The following is a 24925-nucleotide window of genomic DNA, read 5'->3' as shown; positions in this document are numbered from 1 at the left end:
GGGCGCTAAGGGTGCGCCCTCCCACGGATATGACCAAGACAAGGACCGGTGCCATGACCGCCAACGTGAAGATCGTCGCCGTCCTCACCGCCCGTGCGGATACCGTCGACCGCCTGCGCGCTCTGCTCCACGCTATGCTAACGCCGAGCCGTGCCGAACCGGGCAATCTGCGCTACGATCTCTGGCAGGACCAGAACGATCCGAACCGTTTCGTCCTCGACGAGCTGTACGCGGACGCGGATGCGGTCGCCGCCCACCGCGCGACGCCCCACTTCCAGAACTACCTCTCTCGGATCGGCGATCTGGCCGAGCGCACCGCGCTTGTCCTCAACCCTGTCTCGGCAACCTGAGGATGGTGCGAATGGGCAAGCCTGAAGAATGGGCGGGTTGGGCACGGCTTGTACAGGCGTTTTACACAGACGAGTTGCAGATGATCAGCCTGTTGGCACTTGCGCTTCGCGTGGGTCTCTAGGGCCTCATTCATCCACGCGGCTACCGCTCGGGCGGAGCCGCGATCCGGCGAAAAATCAACATCTGAAATGAAGGAAACACAGCCATGACCAAAGGTATCGAAGGCAAGGTCGTTCTCATCACCGGCGGCAGCACCGGTATCGGCGCGGAAACCGCTCGGCTTCTCGCTGAACGCGGCGCGAAGGTGGCCATCGCCGCGCGGCGCAAGGACAGGCTCGACGAGGTCGTCGCGGACATCGCCGCAAACGGCGGCACGGCACGTAGCTACGCGCTCGACGTCACCGACAAGTCGGCGGTCCAGTCCGTCGTCGCCGCAATCATTGCCGACTTCGGCCGCCTCGACGTGCTGATCAACAACGCCGGGCTGATGCCGATCCGTCCGATGGCCGAGGTCAACACCGACGAGTGGGACCAGATGATCGACGTCAATCTGAAGGGTACGCTCTACGGCATCGCCGCGGCCCTTCCCGGTTTTCTCGAGCAGGGCAGCGGCCACATCATCAACCTGAGCTCGGTTGCGGGCATCAAGGTCTTCGCACCAGGTGGCACGGTCTACTCCGGCACCAAGTTCGCCGTCAGCGCAATCAGCGAGGGCTTGCGCCACGAGGTGGGGGAAAAGGTCCGTGTCACGTCGATCGAGCCTGGAGCTGTCGAAAGCGATTTGAAGTTCACGACGTCTGGCACGGCAGCCGAGACGGTGCTCGACTTCTACAAGCAGGCCATCCCGGCGGCATCGGTGGCGCGTGCTATCGCGTTCGCTGTCGAACAACCTGATGACGTCGACGTCAACGCGATCGTAATCCGGCCGACCGCACAAGAGTTCTGATTTCGACCGGGAGGCGGGGCCGCGTGTGCTCCGCCTCATGGGGAACGTACCGGCCCGCTCGTCCGTTAACTTGCCGAATAATATCTGTTCGTTTCACTTGAGGAATAAATTATGCCCAAACTTGCCCTGTATGTACCGCTGAAGGCCAAGCCCGGGAAAGAGAGCGATGTCGCCGATTTCCTCGCCTCGGCATTGCCGCTCGTACAAGCCGAGCCCGGCACTCTGACCTGGTATGCGATCGAGGAAGGTCCCGGTGCGTACGCGATCTTCGATACGTTCGACACAGAGGAGGATCGGCAGGCCCATCTTGACGGCAAGGTTGCCGCCGCGCTGATGGAGAAGGCGGAAGAACTGTTCTCGGAACCGCCGCAGATTCACAAGTTCACCCTGCTGGCCGCGAAATAGCGGAGTGGTCGGCACCCCAAGCTGCCGTACGACTGCACGGTTAGGGTCGCCTGCCCTCGGGAATGGACGGCCCGGCCGGCTCTGGAACTAAATAGAAGAATACGACAGGCCATCCGCGATAGTGGATGGCCTTGTCTTTTGCGCTTATCCGGCCTTTTGATGCTGCTGCTGATAAGTCGGCGTTGATGTGTTGCGTTATCATGGCGCCGTTGGTTTCGCAGGAACTTCTTTAGGTCATCAATCTGCCGCTTTTTAGATCGTCCTGGCCCTGGCAATCGAAAAGCCGCCGTAAATCGATCCGAGAACTGCCGAACGGGAAGGAACCGTTCAGGCGTCAGGCGGTTTAGGAGACAGACATTGGTTGGAAAGATGCCATGCTATGCGCCTTTGCGCTGGTTCGGATCATCAGCAAGCTCTCGATTTGATGACGCCCAGAGCAGAGCTACAAAAGGAGAAGATCCGTGAAAGCTGTCGTGTACAACGGGCCCAAAGACGTTTCCGTCGATACCATCGATGATCCCAAGATCGAAAAGCCGACCGATGTTATCATCCGGCTGACGACGACCAACATCTGCGGGTCGGACCTTCACATGTACGAGGGCCGCACCAGCTTCGAGAAGGGCAGGGTCTTTGGCCACGAAAACCTTGGCGAAGTCATCGAAGTCGGCGCTGCCGTAGATCGGATTAACAAGGGCGATCGCGTCTGCATGCCGTTCAACGTCGGTTGCGGGTTCTGCGAAAATTGCGAACGCGGTCTGACGGGTTTTTGCCTCACGACCAATCCTGGGACCGCCGGCGCAGCGTATGGCTTTGCCGAGATGGGTCCGTGGCAAGGCGGTCAGGCCGAGATGATGCGCGTACCTTATGCCGACTTCAATTGCCTGAAGCTGCCCGAGGACGCTGAGGAGAAGGAGGATGACTATGTCATGCTCTCCGACATCTTCCCGACGGGTTGGCATGGCGTCGAGTTGTCAGGTTTCTTGCCTGGTGAGAGTATCGCGATCTACGGGGCTGGTCCGGTCGGTTTGATGGCCGCGCACTCGGCCGAAATCCGCGGTGCCGCTCAGATCTTCGTGGTCGATTCCCACGATGACCGTCTGAAGCTGGCCGAAGCGATGGGCGCGATCCCGATCGACATGCGCAAGGGCGATCCCGCCCAGCAGATCCTTGACGCGACCGGCGGCCTTGGAACCGACCGGGGGGTCGAGGCGGTAGGTTACCAGTGTTGCGATCGCCACGGCAAGGAGCGCAGTAATTACACGATGAACTGCCTCGTCAAAAGCACGAAGGCCACCGGCGGCATCGGCGTCGTCGGCGTGTTCATCCCGGAAGATCCGAATGCGACCGACGATCTCCAGAAGGAAGGCAAGATGGCGTTCGACTTCGGCAACTTCTGGTTCAAGGGGCAGAAGATCGGCACCGGCCAGTGTAATGTAAAGCACTACAACCGGCGGCTGATGAAGCTTATCGAGCAAGGCCGGGCCAATCCTGGTCAAATCATCTCGCACCGACTGCCGCTCGATCAGGCACCAGACGCTTACAAGCATTTCGATGCGCGCGATAATGGTTGGACAAAGGTCGTGCTCAAACCGGGTGCCTGACCTTATTCTTCTACGGAATAGGGATAAATTATGACATTAGAGGGCAAATCAGTTGCCGTTCTGATCGCGCCCCGCGGGACGGAAGAGCCAGAATTCTCGAAGCCCAAGCAAGCTATCGAGGAGGCTGGCGGCAAAGTGACCGTGGTCAGTTTTGAAGCGGGCGTGGCTCGCACAGTCAATAGCGATCTCGACGAGGGCGGCAGCTATACTATCGACAAGACGTTTTCCGAGGTGAAAGCCGACGATTTCGACGGACTTGTTGTGCCCGGAGGAACTGTCGGCGCCGACAAGCTGCGCGGCAGCGGCGAGGCAATTGGTTTCATCCGGGCTTTCTTCGATCAGAAAAAACCGGTTGCGGCTATATGCCATGCACCCTGGACATTGATTGAGGCGGGCGTGCTTAAGGGTCGCACCCTGACGTCCTACCCAACGCTGAAGGTCGATGTCGAGAACGCCGGCGGTACATGGATCAATGAAGAAGTCGTGGTCGACAACGGCCTTGTCACAAGCCGCGACCCTAATGATTTACCCGCCTTCTGCGCCACACTCGTGGACGAAATCGCGGAAGGTGTGGGCGCTGGGCTCGCAGCCGGGAATTAAGACGGGGCGGTTTCGACGAACCATGTGAGGGCCCGCTCCCTGGAGAAGTTCCGCACAAAACAGGCGTAGCGGATGGCCGGCGATTGGCTGTCCGCTACGCCGCATATCAGACTAACACGGCGCACCTGACGGGCACTCGAACCCTAAACCGCGTCAACCGCGTTGACACATCTTCGGCTCCCGCTTCCAGATTCGACCCATTCCAGCGTCCGGTTGACATACACCTGATCGAACGCCCGTTCGGTCAGGTTTACGACCTACAGCGCCGCTTTGAGATAGGGGGCGGTGAGACTGCCTTCTGCTTCCGCAACGACGCCAGGGACGCCGCTGGCAACGATACGGCCGCCATCTTCCCCAGCCCCCGGTCCCAGATCGATGACCCAGTCCACCTGCGTGATGGCGCGCATGTCATGTTCGACGACGACGACGGTATTGCCAGCGTCGACGAGGCCCTGCAGGTGTTGCATCAGCCGGTCGGCATCGGAGGGGTGAAGCCCCGAAGTGGGCTCGTCGAGGATGTAGATCGTGTTGCCGCGCTGGGCGCGTTGCAGTTCAGTCGCCAGCTTGATGCGCTGCGCCTCCCCGCCAGACAGCTCGGTCGCAGGCTGTCCGAGCCTCAGATAGCCAAGACCGATCTCCCGCAACACGTCGAGGGAGCGCATCACAGATGCCTCGCCAGCGAAGAAATCGCACGCATCGTCGACCGTCAGTTCGAGCACCTGGGCGATATTGCGCCCGTTCCATTCGACTTCGAGCGTTTGCGGGTTGTAGCGAGAGCCATGACAGGTCGAGCACGGCGCAAAAACGCTCGGCAGGAACAGCAGCTCCACCATGACGTATCCCTCGCCCTCGCACACCGGGCAGCGACCTTGCGCGACGTTGAACGAGAACCTGCCCGGGCTATAGTGTCGCCGGCGGGCGAGCGGCGTATCAGCGAAGATCCGTCGCACATGGTCGAACATGCCGCTGTAGGTGGATAGGTTCGAGCGCGGCGTGCGGCCGATCGGTTTCTGATCGACCCGCACCAGCCTGCGAACATGCTCCATGCCCGCGACAATGCGTCCTTCAGTATCGTTCTGAGCAACGTCGAGCAGCGGATCAATATCCTCGTCCTCGGCCACGGGGGAGCCGCCGAGGTGTTCCGTGACGAGCTCGGGCAGCGCCTGACTGACAAGACTGGATTTGCCCGATCCCGAAACGCCGGTGACAGCGGTGAAGCAGCCGATGGGAAACTCAACGTCGAGACCTTGAAGATTGTTACGCCTGATCCCTTCCAGGCGTAGCCATGCCTTGGGATCGCGCGGTGTGCGCTCACTGCGGAGCGGCTCTGCGAACAGGTAGCGGCGGGTGATCGAAGTCTCGACGTGGGCAAGCCCCTCTATCGGCCCGTTGTAGAGGACTTCACCGCCCTTATCCCCGGCTCCTGGCCCGACATCGACGAGCCATTCAGCGTGGCGGATCACGTCGAGATCATGTTCGACGACGAACAGGGAGTTGCCCGCCGCCTTGAGACGCTCGAGGATAGTGAGCAAGGCTTCGCCATCTGCCGGATGTAACCCTGCCGAAGGCTCGTCAAGCACATAGACCACGCCGAAAAGCTGTGACGACAATTGGGTGGCAAGCCGCAAGCGCTGCAACTCTCCGGAGGAGAGCGTCGGCGTGCTGCGGTCGAGCGAAATGTAGCCAAGGCCAAGATCGATCAGCGCCTCGAGCCGCTCGATCAATTCGCAGGCAAGGCGTTGGGCGGCGATCCGCTTCTCGTCGGAGAGATTGGGCGTGCGGCGCACGTCGGGCGCGCTCTTGTGCGCAGAGCCGCCCGCGGCAACCCGTTGTTCGACCGCTGCTTCGCGGGCCGCTTTTTCCAGAACATGGCCCTTTGAGGTGTCGGAGACTGCCCCATACTCGCCATGCGCGACGGGCATCAGCAAGTCCTTCAGCTTGAGCACCGTCAGGTCGCCGAACTCGGCAATGTCGAGGCCGGCGAATTTAACCGACAGGGCTTCGCGCTTCAGGCGTTTGCCGTCGCAGGTCGGGCAATCGCGGCCGATAATATATTGCGAGACGCGCTTCTTCATTAGCGCGCTTTTTGTGTTGGCGAAGGTCTCCAGCACATAGCGGCGGGCGCCGGTGAAGGTGCCCTGATAGCTCGGTTCCATGCGGCGCTTCAGCGCCACGCGGGTCTGTTCGGGCGTCAGACCCGCATAGACCGGCACCGTCGGCGCCTCTTCAGTGAAGAGGATCCAGTCGCGATCTTTTTTCGGCAAGTCCCGCCACGGCGTGTCGACGTCATAGCCGAGCGAAACGAGGATATCCCTCAGGTTCTGGCCATGCCAGGCGGTCGGCCAGGCGGCGATCGCCCGATCGCGAATGGTGAGGCTGTCGTCAGGAACCATCGTCTCTTCGGTCGCGTCATATACGCGCCCGATGCCGTGGCAGGTCGCGCAGGCCCCCGCGACCGTGTTGGGGGAGAAATCCTCCGCATAGAGCATGGGCTGATAGCGCGGATATTCGCCGACGCGGGAATAGAGCATCCGCACCAGGCTGGAGAGCGTCGTCACGCTGCCGACCGAGGATCGCGCGTTGGCCGAGCCGCGCTGCTGCTGCAACGCGACCGCAGGCGGCAATCCGTCGATCGCGTCGACCTCCGGCACGCCGGCCTGGTCGATCAGGCGACGGGCATAGGGCGCAACCGATTCCAGATAACGCCGCTGGGCTTCGGCATAAAGGGTGCCGAACGCGAGCGATGACTTGCCCGAACCCGATATGCCGGTGAACACCACGAAGGCGTCACGCGGTACATCGACGTCCACATTTTTTAGGTTATTCTGGCGCGCGCCACGAACCTGCACGCAAGCGGGAGGTCCCGCATGCCAATGGTCGGAGGCCGGCGTCGTCGCGTGTCTATCCTTGTCCTTCAATTCAGTCTTCCTGCCATATCCGCCCGTGCGGCCTGTGGTTCATTACGGTCGGGTAACCGATGAATGCATTTCCGACTCAATACATCCAACGGCCAGGCTGGCCCGATGTTCGGCACCGTTGAAATATTTTCCAGCACTGGACAAAGGTTACGACAAAACCATTTTCCCGTTGGGTCGCGCGACGAGGCCACACACACTCCGCTGGTAAGCGCCTGGGACAGGCGGCCTTGGTCTGTGCCGCTATCGGCATGTAACGACCGCACTTCGGCGCTTGTTACCGCATCGCGACGCGTTGCCCATTTGCCAGAGCGCGCTTCATCATGGCCGGGGTCGGGCCATGATGACGGCCGAGTTGTCGATCCGAGCGCCTCGCGCCGCTTCGGATCGGCGGGTCAGTAGTGAATGACCGTGCGGATCGACTTGCCTTCGTGCATCAGTGCGAAGGCCTCGTTGATCTCCTCCAAACCCATGGTGTGGGTTACGAATGGGGCCAGATCGATATCGCCTCTCATCGCGTCCTCGACCATGCCGGGGAGCTGTGTCCGTCCCTTGACGCCACCGAAAGCGGACCCCTTCCATACGCGGCCCGTGACGAGCTGGAATGGGCGGGTGGAGATTTCCTCGCCCGCGCCGGCAACGCCAATCACGATCGACTGACCCCAGCCACGGTGCGCTGATTCAAGCGCGGCGCGCATGACGTGGACGTTGCCGATGCACTCGAAGGTATGATCGACGCCCCAGCCCGTCATCTCGATCAGCACCTGCTGGATGGGCTTGTCATGGTCCTTGGGGTTGATGCACTCGGTCGCACCAAACTGGCGTGCCAGCTCGAACTTGGACGGATTGGTGTCGATGGCGATGATGCGACCCGCCTTCGCCTGGCGCGCACCCTGAATCGCCGCGAGGCCGATGCCGCCGAGGCCGAACACGGCGACCGAGTCTCCGGGCTGGACCTTGGCGGTATTGTGTACTGCGCCGATGCCGGTCGTGACGCCGCAGCCGAGCAGGCAGACATGTTCGGGGTTTGCCTCGGGATTGATCTTGGCGAGCGAGACTTCGGCGACGACAGTATATTCACTGAAGGTTGAACAGCCCATGTAATGATAGAGGGGCTGACCATTGTACGAAAAGCGGGTGGTCCCATCGGGCATCAAGCCCTTGCCCTGCGTTTCGCGTACAGCGACGCACAGGTTGGTCTTGCCCGACAGGCAGAAGTCGCACTTGCCGCACTCGGCGGTGTAGAGCGGAATCACGTGATCGCCCGGCCCGACGCTGGTGACGCCTTCACCGACCTCGACAACGATGCCCGCGCCCTCGTGGCCCAGAACCACCGGGAAAACACCTTCCGGATCACTCCCCGCTAGCGTGTACGCGTCGGTGTGGCACACGCCGGTGTGCGTCACCCGTATGAGGACTTCGCCTTTCCGGGGTGGGGCGACATCGATCTCGACGATTTCGAGTGGCTGGCCCGCCCCGAAGGCTACAGCGGCGCGAGATTTCATGTTGGGATACCCTCGTTGAGTTAAACTGATTGCTGGTGCGAGGCCGTTGCGTCAGCGCAAATTCATCGACATTCTCATACTGGCTGGGAGTATCTTTCTCATACTCCCTAGCAGTATACAAGAGGTATCCTAACGAGGATCTCAAACCAGAGAAGGCAGCAGGGCTGGCTTCTAGGGTCAGGGCTCGTTGATCACAGCCAGAAGATGACGGTGGCAGCGAGGGCGATGGCGGAGAAGAAGGCCGTAGGGCAGCGATCGTAGCGGGTGGCGACGCGGCGGCAGTCTTTGAGGCGGCCGAACATGATCTCGATGCGGCTGCCGCGCCGATAGCGGCGCTTATCGTACCGGACGGGCTCGTTGCGCGACCTGCGGCCTGGGATGCAAGGCTGGATGCCCTTGGCCTGAAGAGCGTCCCTGAACCAGTCGGCGTCGTAGCCGCGGTCGCCGAGCAGCCACTGCGCTTTTGGCAGGTCATCCAGCAGCGCGGCCGCACCGGTGTAGTCGGTGACCTGACCGGCGGTCATGAAGAAGCTCAAGGGGCGAACGTTCGCGTCGGCGACGGCATGGAGCTTGGTGTTTATGCCGCCTTTCGTGCGTCCGATCAGGCGGCCGAGATCCCCCTTTTTACCCGCAGGCTCGATGCCGTGCGGTGCGCCTTCAGGTAGGTCGCGTCGCTCATCACCGTTTTGGGTTCGGCACCCACCGCAGCCAGACCTTCCATGATGCGCGTGAACACGCCTGCCTCACCCCAGCGCTTCCAGCGGTTGTACAGCGTCTTGTGCGGGCCGTACGCGCCAGGAGCATCGCGCCAGCGCAGCCCGTTGCGGTTGACGAACACGATGCCGCTCAGCACCCGCCGGTCATCCACTCGAGGCTTGCCGTGGCTCTTCGGAAAGAACGGCCGCAGCCGCTCCATCTGCTCATCCGTTAGCCAAAACAGGTCGCTCATCCCGGTCTCCTCGCGGAGCCTGAACCAGATCGCGACGCTCATATCAATGGGTCCTGACCCTAGAACGCCGCGGCGCCGGCTTCGGCGACGGCATGGTCTTGTTCGCCGCTGCCGCCGGAGACGCCGATTGCTCCGACTACTTCGCCGTTCTTCTTGAGCGGGATGCCGCCGGCGAAGATCATGATCTTGCCGCCATTCGAGGCGTGGATGCCGAAGAACTGGCCGCCCGATTGACTGTGGGTGGCGAGGTCCTTGGTGGCGATGTCGAAGGCCCGCGAGGTGAAGGCCTTCTTTTGCGAGATGTCGATCGAGCCGATCCAGGCTTTGTCCATGCGGACGTGGGCGACGATGTTGCCGCCGCCGTCGGCGACGGCGATGTTCATCGGCTGGCCGATTTCCTTGGCCTTCTTTTCCGCTGCTTCGATAATCCGCTTGGCATCTTTGAGTGTGACCATGACTTTGTCTCGTTGGAGTGAGTGGATAGTTGGCTTGTTTCCTGGCGAGCCCATGAAGATATCATCCGGCGGCGTGGCCGGCCAAGGGGCCGCCGCTTCGTGGCCTACTTTCTCACCGCCCTTCACATTGGCCCGAAAGCGTAGGATAGTCGGTGTATCCCTTGGCGCCGCCGCCATAGAGGGTGGTGGGGTCGAGCGGGTTCAGCGCCGCGCCGGACTTCAGCCGCTCGACGAGATCGGGATTAGCGATGAACAGGCGGCCGAAGGCGAAGAGATCGGCCTTGCCCGCCGCGAGATCGCCTTCCGCCAGCGCGAGGTCGAAGCCGTTATTGGCGATGAGGGTGCGGCTGAAGCGCTGGCGCAGCGCGCCATAGTCGAACGGGGCGACATCGCGCGGACCACCGGTCGCGCCTTCCACGACATGGATATAGGCAATACCGAGGCCGTCGAGCTGCTCGACGACATGATTGAACAGCGGCTGCTCGTCATCCGAGATCACCGTGCCGCTGGCGGGCGATACCGGCGACAGGCGCACGCCGACACGATCCGCGCCGATCTCCGCTGCCACGGCCTCGGTCACCTCGATCAGCAGGCGGGCGCGGTTCTCGATCGAGCCGCCATAGGCATCAGCGCGGATATTGGAGGATTTGCGCAGAAACTGGTCGAGCAGATAGCCATTGGCGCCGTGCACCTCGACGCCGTCGAAACCGGCCTCGATCGCGTTGGCGGCAGCCTGCCTGAAATCCTCGACGATGCCGGCGATCTCGTGCAGTTCCAGCGCGCGGGGTTCGGACACGGGGGCAAAGCCGTTGTTGACGAAAGTCTGCGTCTCGGCGCGTATCGCCGAGGGCGCCACCGGCGCTTCGCCATTGCGCAGATCAATATGGCTGATGCGCCCGACATGCCAGAGCTGAACGACGATCTTGCCGCCCTTAGCGTGGACCGCATCGGTCACCACGCGCCACGCGGCGATCTGCTCTGGCGTATAGAGGCCGGGCGTGTCCTGATAGCCCTGCGCGCCTTTGGAAATCTGGGTCGCCTCGGTGATGATGAGGCCCGCGCCGGCGCGCTGTGAATAATACTCCGTCGCGAATTGGCTGGGGACGAGGCCGGCGCCCGCGCGGTTGCGCGTCAGCGGCGCCATGACGATGCGGTTGGCGAGCGTGAGGCCGCCCAGCGTGTAGGGGTCGAAAAGCGTCGTGTCGGTCATGGGATCGATGGTCCTTTTGTTCTAATGGGAAAGCAGCCGGCGGGGTCACGCCGTCGCGCGATAGCGCGGCGCGGGAAGCGGCTGGCGGAAGCCGGTCGCGGACAGCGACGCACAGGTTGGTCTTGCCCGACAGGCAGAAGTCGCACTTGCCGCACTCGGCGGTGTAGAGCGGAATCACGTGATCGCCCGGCCCGACGCTGGTGACGCCTTCACCGACCTCGACAACGATGCCCGCGCCCTCGTGGCCCAGAACAACCGGAAAACACCCTCCGGATCACTCCCCGCCAGCGTGTACGCGTCGGTGTGGCACACACCGGTGTGCGTCACCCGTATGAGGACTTCGCCTTTCCGGGGTGGGGCGACATCGATCTCGACGATTTCGAGTGGCTTGCCCGCCTCGAAGGCTACAGCGGCGCCAGATTTCATGTTGGGATACCCTCGTTGGACTAAACTGATTGCTGGCGCGAGGCCGTTGCGTCAGCGCAAATTCGTCGACCCTCTCATACTGGCAGGGAGTATGTTTATCATACTCCCTGCCAGTATACAAGAGGTATCCTAACGAGGATCTCAAACCAGAGAAGGCAGCAGGGGCTGGCTTCTAGACTAGCGCGACATCGCTTACGTGGAAGAAGAAACTCACCACGACGATGGCGGCAGAGCGGTCGCAGCGATGCCACATACCGCTCTGTCTAGCTTACTTGACCGCGAGAACATCCCAGCGCTCGATGACCGGCGGCGTGGCCAGAAGCTCATCGGCGTTCTGCATGAGTGCTGCCGCGATCGGACCGTTGAGATGTGCGGTTCTGTCGCCATCATTCTGAAAGGCGTCAAAGATCGCGAAACTGCTTGGTCCGAACTTTACAGCATACCAGACCGGAGTACCCGTTTCGGCTTGTGCCAACGGCAGCGCGTCCTTCAGAAACTTTTCCAAAGCCGCTTCTTTGCCAGGCTTGGCGTCGAGCCGCACGAATAAGCCCATATGTGTCATCTTCATCGTCTCCATCTTTGGGTGTGGTTGGGTTGACTTCGAGCTGCCTGTCGTATCCGCCATTGCGCTTGTCGCGCCGGTGGCGACAACGAGGGCCGCCGTGAGCAGGAACACTTTAATGGTCCTCATTTTCTTCCCTATTTGATCGCGCCATCGTCGGCCGCGTCGCTAGACTATCATCGCAGCGGAGCGTTAGCGCTTGGCAGAATTGACAAACCTGATACCATTCTCGCCATGAGCACAGCTACGACAATTTTAGCGCTTGATGGGGTGTTCGATACTGGGCTTGCGGCGTTTCAGGACACCTTAGCGACGGCGCGCGACTTGGCGCCCCCCGCCTTGCGTGAAAGTTTGAACTCGTCGGTTTCCAGCATTCGTCGCGCAACACATACAGCGCACGGCCTCGCAATCCCTACGGTTCGGGCCGACGCCCTCCCGACTCCCGGCTTTGTCTTCGTGCCGGCATTGGGAGCGAAGACGGAGGAAGGCATTGCCGACGCCCTTGCTCGTCCCGATGTAAAGCGAGCTGTCGAACTATTGCGAACCTGGCAGGCAAATGGTGCGACTATCGCTGCTGCTTGTACGGGGACATTCGTCCTCGCCGAGACGGGATTGTTAGACAAACAAGAGGCCGCCACCAGTTGGTGGCTCGCACCTTTCTTTAGAGCCCGGTATCCCAGCGTTGCACTCGATGACAGCCGTGCGCTGGTGGGTAACGACAGGGTCGTTACCGCAGGCGCGGTGCTTGCACATTTCGATTTGGCGCTCTGGTTCGTTCGTCAGCGGAGCCCCGAACTGGCCGACACCGTCGCTCGCTACCTAATGCTCGATCCTCGCTCGCCTCAAGCCACCTATGCCATCCCGGATCATTTGCGCCACGCCGACCACCTGGTGATGCTCTTCGAGAAGTGGGCGCGTGAAAACCTCGATACGGGCTTTTCCTTGGAGCAGGCCGCGGCCTTTGTCGGGACAAGTGAACGAACTCTGTCCCGCAGAATCAATACGGTGCTGGGCCGCTCTCCATTGTCTTATTTCCAGAGCCTGCGCGTTGAACGAGCGGCTTATCTCCTGAGGACGACCAAATTGGGAATGGATGAGATCGCAGCCCGCACCGGCTATGATAATGCAGCCACTCTCCGCACTCTGCTACGTCGTAAGACTGGCCGCACCGCCTCAGAAATTCGCCGGACGAACCATTTAGGAGTGCAGGATTAGAGCCGTGCCCGAGCGGTTTGGGACGGCTGGAGGGTCGGGACGTTGAGGGGTGAAGGAGGATGGCGATGCCTTCACCTTTGTCCGTCGATTTACGCGAGCGTGTCGTGTCGGCCGTAGCCGCGGTCGCGTCCTGTCATCAGGCTGCAGCCCGGTTTGGGGTCAGCGTTTCCAGCGCCAGCCGCTGGTCGGATCGGTTTCGCCAGGAGGGACAGCTTGCGCCCAAGCCGTCGGGCGGCGATCATGCCTCGCACCGGATCGAGGCGCAGGCCGACCTGATCCTGACGATCTACGAGGCGCGGCCGGCGATCTTTCTGCGCGAACTGCGTGACGCTTTGACCGAGCGCGGCCTGCAGACCAGCACGAGCAGCCTATCCCGCTTCTTCGCCCGGCGTGGCATCACCCGTAAAAAGGGGCGATCCACGCCGCCGAGCAGGCGCGCGAGGACGTAAGGGCAGCCCGCGAGGCTTGGTTCGAGAACCAGGACGGCCTCGATCCCGACAGGCTGGTTTTCCTCGACGAGACTGCCGCGGCCACCAACATGGCATGCCGCTACGGTCGGGCTCCGCGAGGCGAGCGCTGCCGGCTGGCTGTCCCGCACGGGCACTACAAGACCACCACGATCACTGCCGCCCTGCGCAGGGATGGCCTGTGCGCCACTTCCCTGTTCGACGGCGCCACCAACGGCGCACGCTTCCGGGCCTACGTCGCCGACACGCTTGTGCCCGCGCTCAAGCCCGGTGACACCGTCATCCTCGACAACCTGCAGGCCCACAAGGTGGCAGGTGTGCGTGAGACCATCGAGGACGCCGGGGCGAGGCTGCTCTACCTCCCGCCCTACAGCCCGGACTTCAATCCCATCGAGCAGATCTTCGCCAAGCTGAAGGCTCTGCTCCGGACAGCGGCGGCCCGCACCGTCCCTGATCTGTGGCACGCCATCCGGCAGGCTTTGGCTCGCTTCACGGCAGATGGGTGCCGCAACTCCCTTGCTGCCGCCGGCTACGATACCGACTTGGCCGTCGCTACGTGACCGGGCACGGCTCTAGGGTCCGGACTCATTACAGCCACCAGATGACGGCAGCGGCGAGGCTGACGGCGCTCATGAAGTTTCTGACGTTGCGATCGAAGCGGGTTGCGATGCGGCGCCAGTCTTTGAAGCGGCAGAACATACGTTCAATGACGTTGCGTTGCCTGTAGATCGCGCGGTCGTAATCGTACTGGATCTTACGGTTCTTGCGCGGCGGAATGACGGGCTCAGTGCCGCGTTCGACCAGCCATTCGCGTAGGGCCTGACTGTCATAGCCTTTGTCGGCGACGAGTTCGGCAGACGGTGGCATCGCTTCGATGCAGAGCTGCGCGACCTTGCAATCGTGCACGTTTCCGGGCGTCAGGAGCAGGACGCAGGGGCGGCCCTTCTCGTCACAGACGGCGTGGAGCTTGGTGTTTCGTCCGCCTTTCGTGCGGCCGATACCATGAGCCAAGGCCCCCCTTTTCCGCCGCCTGCACAGCGGTGGACCTTGATGCAACTGCTATCGATGAAGAGCCGATCCGGGGCTTCTGCTGCTCCTGCAAGCGCGCTGAAGATGCCTTCCCAGATGCCGCGCTCGGACCAGCGAACGAACCGATTATAGAGCGTTTTCTTCGGTCCGTAGACGTCCGCACAGTCGGCCCAGCGGCCACCGCAGCGAAGCGCGTGGACGATCCCGCTCAGCACACGGCGGTCATCCACTCGGGGCTTGCCGCGCACATCGGTCGGGAGAAACGGTTCAATCCGAGCCCACTGCGCGTCCGAAAACCAAAAGAAATCAGCCATCTCACTGCCCTCCTCAACGAGGCAGTGAATCACAACCGGGCAAACGCGGAAACCCTGTTATTGGGTCCGGACCCTAAGTGCGGGAGGACACGGGCAAGAAAATGAGCCTGAAATTGTCATTTAAGATAAGTACGCAGAATCTTCATTACGCCCTCCACGCCGTCATCGTGATCGCCACCTGCGCCTCCGACGGCCCGATTTGCGCCCGCACCGAATGTTTCCCTGAGATGACTCTGCATCACTTCTGCCATCAGTCCATTTGTCGCACCACGCATGGCGACAATTTGCTGCAGCAGGGGAGCGCAATCGGCCCCCGCTTCGATCGCGCGTTCCAGAGCGTCCGCCTGACCCTTGATACGCCGCAAGCGTGTGATGGCTCGCTTCTTGTCCTCTGATGAATGTGGCATCGCGTTTTCCCGAGAAATCGCTGAAGCATACTATACAGGGGGGGAGTTTCAATCCTGCACGGAGCCGGGCGTTTTTCCAATCGGGCGAGGTTCCGGTCATGCTCTCAAGCCTGCGCCACGAGCAGCCCTGGCATGGGCGCCGAGGGTCCGATCCTCCGTTGGGGAAGGGGGGAGTGATCGCTCACCCCCCCCGGTATGCCGGTCAGACCGTAACGACGACCTTGCCGATCTGGTCGTTCGATTCGAGGAAGCGGTGAGCGTCCTGGATGGCGTCGAGCGGGAAAGTGCGCGCGATCCGCGGCTTGAGCGCGCCCGATTCCAGACCCGCCACGATGAACGCCTTGGCGCGATCGAGGGCGGCATCGTCCGAGACGATCTCGCTGTAGAGATACCCCTTGAGCGTGAGGCTCTTGCCCAGCACGGAGAACAACGGGAACGGCGTCGGTTCGCCGCTGAGCGCGCCATATTCGAGCAGGATGCCGCCGCGTGCCATGCTCTCGGTCAGCGGCTCGAACGACGGGCCTCCGACCGGATCGAGCACCACGCGCGCACCCTGACCATCGGTTATCTCCATCACCCTCGCTACCAGGTCCTCTTCCCCGGTCGCGACGACATGATGCGCACCGGCATCGATCAAGGCCTGGCGCTTGGCGCCGGTACGCGTCGTCGCGATTACCGTCGCGCCGACCATCCGCGCAATCTGGAAGGCCGCAAGGCCGACGCTGCTGGAGGCAGCTGTGACGATGACGAAATCGCCCTCGCCGAGTTTCGCCTGCTCCACCAGTGCACCCCAGGCGGTGACATACTGCATCCACACGGCCGCCGCTTCCTCGAACGACAGCGCCGCCGGATGCTTGACGACGAGGCGGGCGGGCACGTTGGCGACCTCGCCATAAGTGCCCCAGCGTGCGATATCGAGCGGGGGGATGACGCTGACGGCTTCGCCTTCAGCAAACCCGGTCACGTCCGCACCGACCGTAACGACGGTGCCGGCAGCCTCATAGCCAAGGCGACTCGGGAACTCGGCTTCCTGAAGGTAGGCATGGTTGCGGAACATCACCTCGGCGCGGTTTATGCCTATCGCCTTCACCGCGATCTGCACTTCGTCGGCCGCGGGCGCGGGCACTGCCACATCTTCAATCCTCAGGACGCTGGCGTCGCCATATTCGTGGATACGGACGATGCGGCTCATGGGACACTCCTTGATTATTGAATGATCGTTCTGTATCGGTGTGGGCCACCAGTTTCAAGATATTATTTATCGATCATTCCATATCGGGCACCAGACATGACAGAGACGAAAGCTCGCCGCGGCGCAGGTCGCCCTCGCGCGTTCGACACTGACGCTGCGCTCGACAAGGCGGTACGGCTGTTCTGGCAGCGCGGCTACGAGGCGACATCGATGGCCGATCTGGTGGCGGAGACTGGCGTCGCCGCCGCCAGTCTTTACGCAGCGTTTGACAACAAGGCGGGGCTGTTCGCGGCGGTGATCGAGCGCTACGCCGCGACGTTCAGCGTCCACCTCTATGCACCCATCAACGATCCGGCGTTGTCCACCTACGATGCCGTCAAAGGCCTGCTGGAACGAGCGGCGTCATCGTTCTCGGAACCCGGAACGCCGGCCGGCTGCTTCATGTATTCGGCAGCGGCAGCCGTTTCGCCGGCGTCCGCCGCCATCGAATGCCTGCTGCGCGACAAGCGTATCGCGGCGGAGGCCCTCCTGATCGAGCGTCTGCATCGCGGCGCCGCGCAGGGCGAGCTTGCGGCCGATGCCGATCCGGCCGTCCTAGGCAAATTCATCAATACGGTCATGGAAGGCATGTCCGTTCAGGCGCGCGACGGCGCTACGATCAACGAACTGCTCTCCATCGCCAAAATGGCACTCGATCGATGGCCGGCTGCGGTATGATCGTCACGTGGTGGTCATCTGCCAATCCGCCTCCCGCCACCGAACAGTCGAACTCATCTCATAGGACGAAAGCACATGAAACACGTGACATTGCCAGGCGGGGAAGTGGTTCCTTCAATGGGTCAAGGCACCTGGAAGATGGGCGAACGTGCCGAGCGCCGATCCGATGAGATCGCCGCGCTACGCGCCGGTGTCGAACTGGGTATGACGCTCATCGATACCGCCGAAATGTATGGCGATGGTGCGGCGGAAACGCTGATCTGCGAAGCGCTCGGCGACCGTCGCGACCAGTTATTCCTCGTCAGCAAGGCGTATCCACAGAACGCATCGCGCTCCCGCCTTGCCGGTGCGTGCGAGGCGAGCCTGAAGCGGCTCGGCACCGATCGGCTCGACCTCTACCTGCTCCACTGGCGGGGATCAGTGCCGCTCGCTGAGACAGTGGAGGCAATGGAGGCGCTAAAATCAGCGGGGAAAATTAGGCATTGGGGTGTCAGCAACCTCGATACCGACGATATGGACGAGCTTGTCGCTGCGGGCGGGGATGGCTGCGTGACCGATCAGATCCTCTACAATCTCGTCCGGCGAGGCCCCGAATTGGACCTGCTGCCGTGGCTCGCCGAGCATAACCTACCGGTTATGGCGTATAGTCCAGTCGAGCAGGGACGACTTTCTACCCACCCCGCTCTCGACAAAATTGCAGCCGAGGTTGGCGCAACCCCTGTGCAGGTCGCACTTTCGTGGACGTTGCGGCACGATGGCCTCATCGCCATCCCGAAAGCGAGTTCAGTCGCATATGTTCGGGAGAACCGCGCGGCCGCCCATATCGTTCTTTCCGACGCCCACCTTGCGACACTCGACGCGGCATTTCCCAGGCCACGCGACCGCCGTCCACTCGAGATGCTTTAGCGTCAGATGACGATATTATCGCTCGAAGGAACAGAACGCAAACCGGATCGGCGGTAGGCACTTAGCGGTGCGGTGAGCGGACCAGTGTCGACACCGCTATCGAGCGCGTGCTGCGCGACTGACGGTTCGAGAACAAGGCCTATCGCGTCCCTGGCCCCAATCTGCTCTTAGCCTCCACGAATAACGGGCTGACCGTTCTTACCGTCTATGAGGCGTCTCCGAGCTGGCAGGGCATCCAGCCAAGGGCGTCATTCTTGTCCATCGGGCGCTCTGTATCGAAGCTCGGGCGGCCTAGCTGTCAGCACCACACCGCGCTGCCCGAGTTTCCAAGCTGCCATCCCAGCGTGTGCCGCTGGCGGGAAGGTGAGCCGGCTACTCGCTCAAGCTCAGTTGGACAGAGCGCGGGGCATGAACCGTTCACTGCGCTGCAGCGCCGAATTAGCGCGCTGCTACCTAGAGAGCTACCTAGCACAAAAATGCTCTCAATAGCCCGATCCCGCAAGCCTAGTATCTGATTGATGAATAAGGGAAATATGGCGGGCGCGCTAGGGCTCGAACCTAGGCTCAGGACCTATTAAAGGGATTCCCAAGGGCTCGATATTCTGATTCAACGGCACCGCTGAGGAGGTGTTGTCGTGAGTGATCTGATCTGGTTGTCGGAGGCGCAGATGCGCCGGATCGAGCCGTATTTCCCACTGTCGCACGGAGTGCCGCGGGTCGATGATCGTCGGATCGTTAGCGGGATCATCTTCGTGATCAGGAACGGGTTGCGCTGGCGAGATGCACCGCGCGAGTATGGTCCGCACAAAACGATCTACAACCGGTTCATCCGCTGGAGCCGACTGGGCGTGTTCAACAATATCTTTGCCGCGCTGGCTGCCAAGGGTGGCAAGCCGGATCAACTGATGATCGATGCCACGCATCTCAAGGCTCACCGAACAGCTGCCAGCCTCTTTAAAAAGGGGCTCTTCCCAGATGTATCGGACGCACCAAAGGCGGCTTGAACTCCAAGCTTCATGCGGTCTGCGACGGCCAGGGGCGGCCACTGGTCATGCTGCTCAGCGAAGGCCAGATGAGCGACTTCAAGGGCGCTGCGCTGATGCTCGACTCCCTGCCCAGGGCCAAGGCACTGCTCGGTGATAAAGGCTATGATGCCGACTGGTTCCGCGCAGCTCTGGCCAACCGCGGCATCACCGCCTGTATCCCTTCAAAGGCCAATCGAAAGGTACAGATCCCGCACGATCGCACACTCTATCGCCAGCGCCACAGGGTCGAGAACATGTTCGGCAAACTCAAGGACTGGCGCCGCATCCACACGCGATACGACCGCTGCGCCCATACCTTCATGTCCGCCATCTGCATCGCCGCAACCGTCATCTTCTGGCTCGATCAATGAGTCCTGAGCCTAGGACCCGCTGATTAAGAGTTTTGGAATCACGCTCTTGCGCTAGATTGCCCTAGCTTGTTCTAGCAGGCATAACCCTTGATATTACGTTGTTTTCGCCCTTGCTTTTTTGTGGTTCCTTGTCGTAGCTGTAAGCTCCTTGCTAGAAATACGCTAGAATCTCGCAGCCAAGGAGCAGCATGGCAAAGATTACGAAGACCTTCGTTGACAAGGTCGCAGCGCCCGCCGAGGGCTACGAGGTTCACTGGGACGACAGCGTGAAGGGCTACGGTCTGCGCGTCTCCGCACAGGGCAAGCGCGTGTTCATCGTTATGGGGCGGGTGCTGGGCAAGTCGATCCAGTTCACCCTCGGTCCCTACGGCACGCTCACGGAGGCCAAGGCGCGGGAGCGGGCGCAGAAGGTGTTACAGGACATGCGCGAGGGGATCGACCCGCGCGCTGTGGTCAAGGCTGTAAATGGGCGTCGAACCGGGACCCCATATCGGCGTGCAATAGGGACCCCCTTTTCGGGCTGTCGGGCGGTTGTCCCGGTAGTCCATAGGAGGGACCCACGGCCGGCGCTGCGCGCCCCCCAAGCGCTGGCGGTGCCGGCCGTGGGAGGTTCCTGTGGACCCACCGGGTCAACCGCCGGGTGGGGGGTCCGGGGGGAGGGTTTTAGAGTCCCGTTTGAGGAGCAACCCCTCCGACTTCAGTCGGATAGTGGCTTCAGCCATAGACTCGCGTGATAGCCTGTAACCTCGGGAAAAGCGGAAACCGCCGAAGGCGTGAAGCTTCCGCTTTTCCCGAGGTTACAGGCTATGGCGTATCGCTCCGGTTGTCACACGACATTCCATCATCGCTATCATCTCGTCTGGGCGCCGAAGTACCGGTACAAGGTGCTGATCGGCGATGTGCGGCTCAGGGTTCGCGAAATCATCCGGCAGGTCTGCGATGAAATGGGCGTGACCATCGTGAACGGCGTGCTGTCGAAGGATCACGTGCACATGTTCGTAGAAATCCCGCCGCACGTCTCGGTCAGCGACTTCGTGCGCCGGGCCAAGGGGCGCTCGTCGCGCAAGATCCAGCAGGAGTTCGAACATATCCGCAAACGCTACTGGGGCCAACGCTTCTGGCAACGCGGTTACTTTTCAACCACGTCCGGCAACATCACCGATGACATCATCATGCGTTATCTGGACCGTCATACCCACAAGGATGGCTTCAGCCCCTCCGCATGATCCTACCGGCCTCGGCCGGTCAGTTATTCAGCGCCGGTTTCTGAGCCGCCAGCTATCGTTTCCAGTTTCAACGATGTCGCAGTGATGGGTGATGCGATCTAGCAGCGCGGCCGTCATCTTGGGATCGCCGAACACGGTCGGCCATTCCCCGAACGCCAGGTTCGTCGTGATGATCACCGAGGTGCGCTCGTAGAGTTTGCTGACGAGGTGGAACAGCAACTGGCCGCCCGAGCGGGCGAACGGCAGATAGCCAAGCTCATCGAGCACGACGAGATCGAGGCGGGAGAGCTGGGCCGCAAGCGCGCCGGCCTTGCCGAGGCGGCTCTCTTCCTCGAGCCGGTTCACCAGATCCACGGTGTTGTAGTAGCGGCCGCGGGCGCCGGCACGCACGACGCTGGCAGTGATTGCGACGGCCAGGTGGGTCTTCCCGGTCCCGGTGCCGCCGACCAGGACGATATTGCGCTGACCGGGCAGGAACGAGCCAGCATGCAGCGAGCGCACCAGCTGCTCATCGATCAGCGTCCCCTCGAACACGAACGCATCGATGTCCTTCACCACCGGAAGCCTGGCCGCGGTCATGCGATAGCGGATCGATGCCGCATGGCGATGAGCAGCCTCAGCGCGTAGCAGATCGGTCAGGATCTCGATGGCGGTGCGCTTGCGCTGCATGCCCGTGGTGACCGCCTCGTCGAAGGCGCCAGCCATGCCCTTGAGGCCCAAGCCATTCATCGCGGCGATCATCTCATGCCGCTGCACGGGCGCCTCGCAGAAGGTCATAGCGAGCGCAGTCCGCGGTCGGTGGGTGGCTGAGCGCTAGCGCTTCGGACGTGGCGATGGTCAGTGGCCGGGGCGGCTCTCGCCGCCGTGCCAGGATGTTGAGGATTACGTCGTCGCTGGCAGCGCCGGCGGCGAGTGCCTCGCGGATCGCGGCCTCGACCGCTTCGAGGCCATCGGTCAGCACGGCAGAGAGCACGCGCACGAACCGGCGGTCGGCTTCATCGCCTGTCCCCAGCTTGCGCCTGAGCCGCGCCAGTGCCGGCGGGAGATCCCAGTCCTGGAACGGTGCTCCGTTCCTCAAGGCGCCCGGCTTCTTGGCCAGCACCGGCAGGTAGTGCCAGGGATCGAGGATCATCCGATCCCGGCCGAAGAAGCGGGGATGCTCGGCGATCACCTCATCGTCGAGGCGGACCACGATCCGGTCCGCATAGGCGCGAACCTGCACCGCCCGCCGGGCCGCCTTGGCCATGACCGAGTAGCGGTTGCGGTCGAAGCTGATCAGGCAAGTGCCAGTCACCGCGTGCGGCGTCTCGTGGAAGCCGTCGAACGGCGCCAGCATCACCTGGAGCGTCGGACGCTCGGCATCCCATGCCTGGGCGACGGTCAGCTCGCGCTGATCGGGATGCGGATGCAGCGCCGCCCACCGGTGGCACTCAGCCTCAAGCCATCCGTTCAGCTCCTCCAGGCTCGCAAAGCGTAGTCGGGGCTGGAAGAACCGCCCCCGGATCGTCTGCACCTGGTGCTCGACCTGGCCCTTCTCCCAACCCGCCGCTGGCGAGCAGTAGGCTCGATCATGTAGTGATCGGCCATGATCAGGAACCGGCGGTTGAAGACCCGCTCCTTGCCGGTGAACACCGTCGTCACCGCGGTCTTCATGTTGTCGTAGATGCCCCGCGTCGGCACGCCGCCGAAGAAGGCGAACGCCCGCGCATGGGCGTCGAACACCATCTCCTGCGTCTCGCGGGGATAGGCCCGCACGAACACCGCCCGCGACGCGCAAAGCCGCATATGCGCGACCTTCACCCGCATCGGCTTGCCGGCGATCTCCACATCCTCGTGGCTCCAGTCGAACGTAAGCGGTAATTCCTCCCCACGCGGGGTGTGAAGGCGCGGGGTTCTTTTCAGACCTGATGCCTGTTTTTGATGTAACAAGTTTCGAACGTGGTTTGCTCAGGCGGCAAGCGCGGTGTCGTTGGTTTCGAACGTTGGGGCTGCGGCATTGATATCGACCCAGTTGCAGGGCAGCAGGTCGTCGAGCGGATCACCGTCGGCGCGCATGACGATGCGCGCGAGCACGTCGGCAAGATAGGCGTTGGGATTGATGGCGAGCAGCTTGCAGGTCTCGACCAAGGACGCGATCGCGGCCCAGTTCTCCGCGCCAAGCTCATGGCCGGCGAACAGCGCATTCTTACGCTGGAGAGCGACCGGTCGCATCGAACGCTCGACCGGGTTGTTGTCGATGTCGATCCGGCCATCGTCCAGGTAGCGGATCAGCCCGGTCCAGTGGTTGAGCGCATAGTTGATCGCCTTGAGGGTTGGCGATCCGCTGAACATGCGTCGACGCTTTTCCTCGAGCCAGGCCCGAAGATCCTCTATATCACCGGCTGCGATCGCGCCTGACGCACGGCGAGGCGTTCACCGGGGCTGTGGCCATGGATCTCGCGCTCGATCTCGTAGAGCGTGCCGATCCGTTTGAGCGCCTCCTGGGCGATCGACGCGCCATCACCCTTGGCGGTATCATAGAAGCCGCGGCGGACATGCGCCCAGCAGTAGGCGAGCACAGCCGGCCCGCCGGGGCGATTGGCTTTGCCGAACTGGCCATAGGCCTCATAGCCATCGACCTGCAGGATGCCGCGATAATCGCCGAGAAGCTTCGCGGCCCACATGCCACCCCGGCCCGACATGTAAGTATAGGCGATCGCCGGTGGATCGGCACCGCCATGCGGGCGATCATCGCGGACCATCGCCCAGAGATAGCCGGTCTTGGTCTTGCCAGTGCTCGGCGCCAGCACCTTGGCGGTGGTCTCATCGACGAACAGTCGGGCGCTGGTTAGCAGTTGCTGCTTCTGAAGATCGACGATCGGCTTCAGATGCCCAGCAGCCCGTCCGACCCAGTTGGCCAGCGTCGCGCGATCGATCTCGACGCCTTGACGGGCCATGATCTGTGCCTGTCGATAGAGATGCGGTGATCGGGCTGAGGCCTGGATCTGCCGATGAGTTATGTTGGAATTGGTCAACCAGGAGAGAAGCAATGCAATTCTTCGTTGGAGTCGACGTTTCGCTGGAAAGCTCAAGCATCTGCGTCATTGACGAGCGCGGTGTCGTGATCAAGGAAGGCACGGCTGCCAGTGAACCCGAAGCAATAGGCCGTTTTATCCGCCACCAAGGCCGCAAGGTCGAGCACGTTGGCTTGGAGACCGGGTCGTTGTCGCAATGGCTTCACGCGGGCCTGGTGCGGCAAGGCTTCAAGGTCTCGGTCATGGAAGCTCGGCATGTACATGCGGCGTTCGGCGCGATGCGGGTCAAAACCGACCGCAACGATGCACGTGGTCTCGCGCAGCTGATCCGACTCGGATGGTTCAAGTCCGTGCACGTGAAGGCGCCGAGCGCCCAAGAAACCCGGGCGCTGCTCAATGCCCGGCAGTTTCTTGTCGATAAAGTCACGGGCATAGAGAACTCGATGCGAGCGAACCTACGGAATTTCGGGCTGAAGATGGGCGTGGTGTCCCGGAAGACATGGCCGACGCGAGCACGCGATTTGGCCAGCGGCATCCCAGCGCTGGAGATGTTGGTTGAAGCTCTGCTCAAAGTGCGCGACGTCCTGCTCCAGGAACTGCGCACGCTGGATCGCAAGCTGCTGGAGACTGCACGCGCCGACCCTATTGTACAGACGCTTATGACCGCGCCGGGCGTCGGTGCCATCGTGGCACTGACATACCGGAATGCGATCGATGACCCTAACCGCTTCAAGCGGTCCAAAGATGTAGGTCCGTGGCTGGGTTTGACGCCGACCCGATATCAGTCCGGGCAGATCGACAGGCGCGGCCACGTGACCAAGGCTGGCGACGGCTCAGTGAGAACAGCATTATACGAGGCGGCAACGACGTTGCTCGGCCGCGTCGTGAGATGGTCAGCGCTGAAGAATTGGGGCCTGCGGGTCGCGCGGCGAAGTGGAATGAAGAAGGCCCGCGTCGCTGTGGCGCGCAAGCTCGCCGTCATCCTCCACAGCATGTGGCGGACACAATCGCCATTTGCCTGGGCCGCCGACAAGGAGGAGGTCTTCGCCTAATTAGAGATACCGCCTGCCACGGAGCTGGTAGTCGGTGACGAGGTCCCGAGCAGGGACGAAGGTTG

General features: G+C 62.1%; 23 protein-coding genes and 3 pseudogenes. 13 read left to right on the top strand and 13 right to left on the bottom strand.

Annotated features, from left to right (window positions below; all coding sequences use genetic code 11):
• Window positions 1–29: 29 nt before the first annotated feature.
• From AB433_RS10700 to AB433_RS10680, 5 genes are all read left to right on the top strand, one after another.
• Window positions 30–350, top strand: a complete 321-nt coding sequence (locus AB433_RS10700) for a putative quinol monooxygenase (protein ID WP_245626643.1) — start codon at window positions 30–32, stop codon at window positions 348–350.
• Window positions 351–556: 206 nt separating this feature from the next.
• Window positions 557–1297, top strand: coding sequence for an SDR family oxidoreductase (locus AB433_RS10695; protein WP_047820976.1), 741 nt, complete (start codon window positions 557–559; stop codon window positions 1295–1297).
• Between the two features lie 111 nt (window positions 1298–1408).
• Window positions 1409–1702 (top strand): putative quinol monooxygenase, encoded by a 294-nt coding sequence (locus AB433_RS10690; RefSeq protein ID WP_047820975.1) that lies wholly within the window; start codon window positions 1409–1411, stop codon window positions 1700–1702.
• Window positions 1703–2163: 461 nt separating this feature from the next.
• Window positions 2164–3303, top strand: a complete 1140-nt coding sequence (locus AB433_RS10685) for a glutathione-independent formaldehyde dehydrogenase (protein WP_047820974.1) — start codon at window positions 2164–2166, stop codon at window positions 3301–3303.
• Window positions 3304–3333: 30 nt separating this feature from the next.
• The gene (locus AB433_RS10680) at window positions 3334–3903 is read left to right on the top strand and encodes a type 1 glutamine amidotransferase domain-containing protein (RefSeq protein WP_047820973.1); all 570 of its coding nucleotides are present in this window, start codon (window positions 3334–3336) and stop codon (window positions 3901–3903) included.
• A gap of 257 nt (window positions 3904–4160) precedes the next feature.
• Here the strand turns inward: AB433_RS10680 and AB433_RS21550 are convergent, their stop codons facing one another.
• From AB433_RS21550 to AB433_RS10640, 7 genes and pseudogenes are all read right to left on the bottom strand, one after another.
• Window positions 4161–6713 (bottom strand): excinuclease ABC subunit UvrA, encoded by a 2553-nt coding sequence (locus AB433_RS21550; RefSeq protein WP_281177796.1) that lies wholly within the window; start codon window positions 6711–6713, stop codon window positions 4161–4163.
• A 500-nt stretch (window positions 6714–7213) separates the two neighbouring features.
• A complete protein-coding gene (locus tag AB433_RS10670) occupies window positions 7214–8323 on the bottom strand; it encodes an S-(hydroxymethyl)glutathione dehydrogenase/class III alcohol dehydrogenase (protein WP_047820971.1) in 1110 nt (369 codons plus the stop codon).
• Window positions 8324–8514: 191 nt separating this feature from the next.
• A protein-coding gene (locus tag AB433_RS20010) for an IS5 family transposase (RefSeq protein ID WP_156170914.1) occupies window positions 8515–9272 on the bottom strand; the annotation gives its coding sequence in 2 pieces (ribosomal slippage) (window positions 8515–8939 and window positions 8939–9272; 759 coding nt in all).
• Window positions 9273–9331: 59 nt separating this feature from the next.
• Entirely contained in the window at window positions 9332–9727 is a 396-nt protein-coding gene (locus AB433_RS10655; protein ID WP_047820969.1) for a GlcG/HbpS family heme-binding protein, read from the bottom strand.
• A gap of 112 nt (window positions 9728–9839) precedes the next feature.
• Complete coding sequence (locus AB433_RS10650) at window positions 9840–10937, bottom strand: alkene reductase (protein WP_047820968.1); 1098 nt, start codon at window positions 10935–10937, stop codon at window positions 9840–9842.
• 94 nt (window positions 10938–11031) lie between these two features.
• Window positions 11032–11363: pseudogene (locus tag AB433_RS10645) on the bottom strand (alcohol dehydrogenase catalytic domain-containing protein); the annotation flags it as partial.
• 268 nt (window positions 11364–11631) lie between these two features.
• Complete coding sequence (locus AB433_RS10640; protein ID WP_228119367.1) at window positions 11632–12054, bottom strand: putative quinol monooxygenase; 423 nt, start codon at window positions 12052–12054, stop codon at window positions 11632–11634.
• A 105-nt stretch (window positions 12055–12159) separates the two neighbouring features.
• Here AB433_RS10640 and AB433_RS10635 point away from each other — a divergent pair, with 105 nt between their 5' ends.
• The gene (locus tag AB433_RS10635; RefSeq protein WP_047820966.1) at window positions 12160–13140 is read left to right on the top strand and encodes a GlxA family transcriptional regulator; all 981 of its coding nucleotides are present in this window, start codon (window positions 12160–12162) and stop codon (window positions 13138–13140) included.
• 65 nt (window positions 13141–13205) lie between these two features.
• Window positions 13206–14167, top strand: a protein-coding gene (locus AB433_RS20005; RefSeq protein WP_156170788.1) for an IS630 family transposase whose coding sequence is annotated in 2 segments (ribosomal slippage) — window positions 13206–13557 and window positions 13557–14167 — 963 coding nt in all. Because the reading frame shifts where the segments join, the coding sequence is not laid out codon by codon here.
• 28 nt (window positions 14168–14195) lie between these two features.
• On the opposite strand, the gene AB433_RS20000 is transcribed toward AB433_RS20005, so the two are convergent.
• From AB433_RS20000 to AB433_RS10605, 3 genes are all read right to left on the bottom strand, one after another.
• Window positions 14196–14950, bottom strand: a protein-coding gene (locus AB433_RS20000) for an IS5 family transposase (RefSeq protein WP_375782394.1) whose coding sequence is annotated in 2 segments (ribosomal slippage) — window positions 14196–14606 and window positions 14609–14950 — 753 coding nt in all. Because the reading frame shifts where the segments join, the coding sequence is not laid out codon by codon here.
• 116 nt (window positions 14951–15066) lie between these two features.
• Entirely contained in the window at window positions 15067–15357 is a 291-nt protein-coding gene (locus tag AB433_RS10610; protein ID WP_047820964.1) for a metal/formaldehyde-sensitive transcriptional repressor, read from the bottom strand.
• A 202-nt stretch (window positions 15358–15559) separates the two neighbouring features.
• Complete coding sequence (locus tag AB433_RS10605) at window positions 15560–16549, bottom strand: zinc-dependent alcohol dehydrogenase family protein (RefSeq protein ID WP_009823890.1); 990 nt, start codon at window positions 16547–16549, stop codon at window positions 15560–15562.
• 96 nt (window positions 16550–16645) lie between these two features.
• Here AB433_RS10605 and AB433_RS10600 point away from each other — a divergent pair, with 96 nt between their 5' ends.
• The 5 genes from AB433_RS10600 to tnpA all read left to right on the top strand — a co-directional run bounded on the left by AB433_RS10600 (window position 16646) and on the right by tnpA (window position 20794).
• Window positions 16646–17266, top strand: a complete 621-nt coding sequence (locus AB433_RS10600) for a TetR/AcrR family transcriptional regulator (RefSeq protein WP_047820963.1) — start codon at window positions 16646–16648, stop codon at window positions 17264–17266.
• Between the two features lie 75 nt (window positions 17267–17341).
• Window positions 17342–18172, top strand: a complete 831-nt coding sequence (locus tag AB433_RS10595) for an aldo/keto reductase (protein WP_179944972.1) — start codon at window positions 17342–17344, stop codon at window positions 18170–18172.
• 635 nt (window positions 18173–18807) lie between these two features.
• Window positions 18808–19568, top strand: a protein-coding gene (locus tag AB433_RS19995) for an IS5 family transposase (protein WP_156170784.1) whose coding sequence is annotated in 2 segments (ribosomal slippage) — window positions 18808–19141 and window positions 19141–19568 — 762 coding nt in all. Because the reading frame shifts where the segments join, the coding sequence is not laid out codon by codon here.
• Between the two features lie 188 nt (window positions 19569–19756).
• On the top strand, window positions 19757–20302 hold the full coding sequence (locus tag AB433_RS19520) for an Arm DNA-binding domain-containing protein (RefSeq protein WP_053059122.1): 546 nt from the start codon (window positions 19757–19759) through the stop codon (window positions 20300–20302).
• Between the two features lie 72 nt (window positions 20303–20374).
• The gene (gene tnpA, locus AB433_RS10575) at window positions 20375–20794 is read left to right on the top strand and encodes an IS200/IS605 family transposase (RefSeq protein WP_047820960.1); all 420 of its coding nucleotides are present in this window, start codon (window positions 20375–20377) and stop codon (window positions 20792–20794) included.
• A gap of 27 nt (window positions 20795–20821) precedes the next feature.
• Here tnpA and istB read toward each other — a convergent pair whose 3' ends face one another.
• From istB to tnpC, 3 genes and pseudogenes are all read right to left on the bottom strand, one after another.
• Window positions 20822–21550: an IS21-like element helper ATPase IstB gene (gene istB / locus AB433_RS10570; protein ID WP_047823873.1), complete on the bottom strand. Its 729-nt coding sequence runs from the start codon at window positions 21548–21550 to the stop codon at window positions 20822–20824.
• A pseudogene (istA, locus tag AB433_RS10565) lies at window positions 21537–22642 on the bottom strand (IS21 family transposase); the annotation flags it as partial. The gene istB and the pseudogene istA, both read right to left, overlap by 14 nt.
• A 99-nt stretch (window positions 22643–22741) precedes the next feature.
• Window positions 22742–23751 (bottom strand): annotated as a pseudogene (gene tnpC / locus AB433_RS21800) (IS66 family transposase); the annotation flags it as partial.
• Window positions 23752–23822: 71 nt separating this feature from the next.
• Between tnpC and AB433_RS10555 the strand changes: the two are divergent.
• On the top strand, window positions 23823–24860 hold the full coding sequence (locus AB433_RS10555) for an IS110 family RNA-guided transposase (RefSeq protein WP_047820959.1): 1038 nt from the start codon (window positions 23823–23825) through the stop codon (window positions 24858–24860).
• Window positions 24861–24925 lie beyond the last annotated feature (65 nt).

It is taken from the genome of Croceicoccus naphthovorans (genome assembly GCF_001028705.1).
Lineage (GTDB): Bacteria > Pseudomonadota > Alphaproteobacteria > Sphingomonadales > Sphingomonadaceae > Croceicoccus > Croceicoccus naphthovorans.
Note: the sequence above shows the minus strand (reverse complement) of the source record. Positions and strands in the feature narration are given on the sequence as shown.

Bases quoted from the DNA above. Each gene is read 5' to 3' on its own strand.
- AB433_RS10700 (WP_245626643.1), top strand. From the start codon at position 30: ATGACCAAGACAAGGACCGGTGCCATGACCGCCAACGTGAAGATCGTC.
- AB433_RS10695 (WP_047820976.1), top strand. From the start codon at position 557: ATGACCAAAGGTATCGAAGGCAAGGTCGTTCTCATCACCGGCGGCAGC.
- AB433_RS10690 (WP_047820975.1), top strand. From the start codon at position 1,409: ATGCCCAAACTTGCCCTGTATGTACCGCTGAAGGCCAAGCCCGGGAAA.
- AB433_RS10680 (WP_047820973.1), top strand. From the start codon at position 3,334: ATGACATTAGAGGGCAAATCAGTTGCCGTTCTGATCGCGCCCCGCGGG.
- AB433_RS10670 (WP_047820971.1), bottom strand. From the start codon at position 8,323: ATGAAATCTCGCGCCGCTGTAGCCTTCGGGGCGGGCCAGCCACTCGAA.
- AB433_RS10655 (WP_047820969.1), bottom strand. From the start codon at position 9,727: ATGGTCACACTCAAAGATGCCAAGCGGATTATCGAAGCAGCGGAAAAG.
- AB433_RS10650 (WP_047820968.1), bottom strand. From the start codon at position 10,937: ATGACCGACACGACGCTTTTCGACCCCTACACGCTGGGCGGCCTCACG.
- AB433_RS10640 (WP_228119367.1), bottom strand. From the start codon at position 12,054: ATGAGGACCATTAAAGTGTTCCTGCTCACGGCGGCCCTCGTTGTCGCC.
- AB433_RS10635 (WP_047820966.1), top strand. From the start codon at position 12,160: ATGAGCACAGCTACGACAATTTTAGCGCTTGATGGGGTGTTCGATACT.
- AB433_RS10610 (WP_047820964.1), bottom strand. From the start codon at position 15,357: ATGCCACATTCATCAGAGGACAAGAAGCGAGCCATCACACGCTTGCGG.
- AB433_RS10605 (WP_009823890.1), bottom strand. From the start codon at position 16,549: ATGAGCCGCATCGTCCGTATCCACGAATATGGCGACGCCAGCGTCCTG.
- AB433_RS10600 (WP_047820963.1), top strand. From the start codon at position 16,646: ATGACAGAGACGAAAGCTCGCCGCGGCGCAGGTCGCCCTCGCGCGTTC.
- AB433_RS10595 (WP_179944972.1), top strand. From the start codon at position 17,342: ATGAAACACGTGACATTGCCAGGCGGGGAAGTGGTTCCTTCAATGGGT.
- AB433_RS19520 (WP_053059122.1), top strand. From the start codon at position 19,757: ATGGCAAAGATTACGAAGACCTTCGTTGACAAGGTCGCAGCGCCCGCC.
- tnpA (WP_047820960.1), top strand. From the start codon at position 20,375: ATGGCGTATCGCTCCGGTTGTCACACGACATTCCATCATCGCTATCAT.
- AB433_RS10555 (WP_047820959.1), top strand. From the start codon at position 23,823: ATGCAATTCTTCGTTGGAGTCGACGTTTCGCTGGAAAGCTCAAGCATC.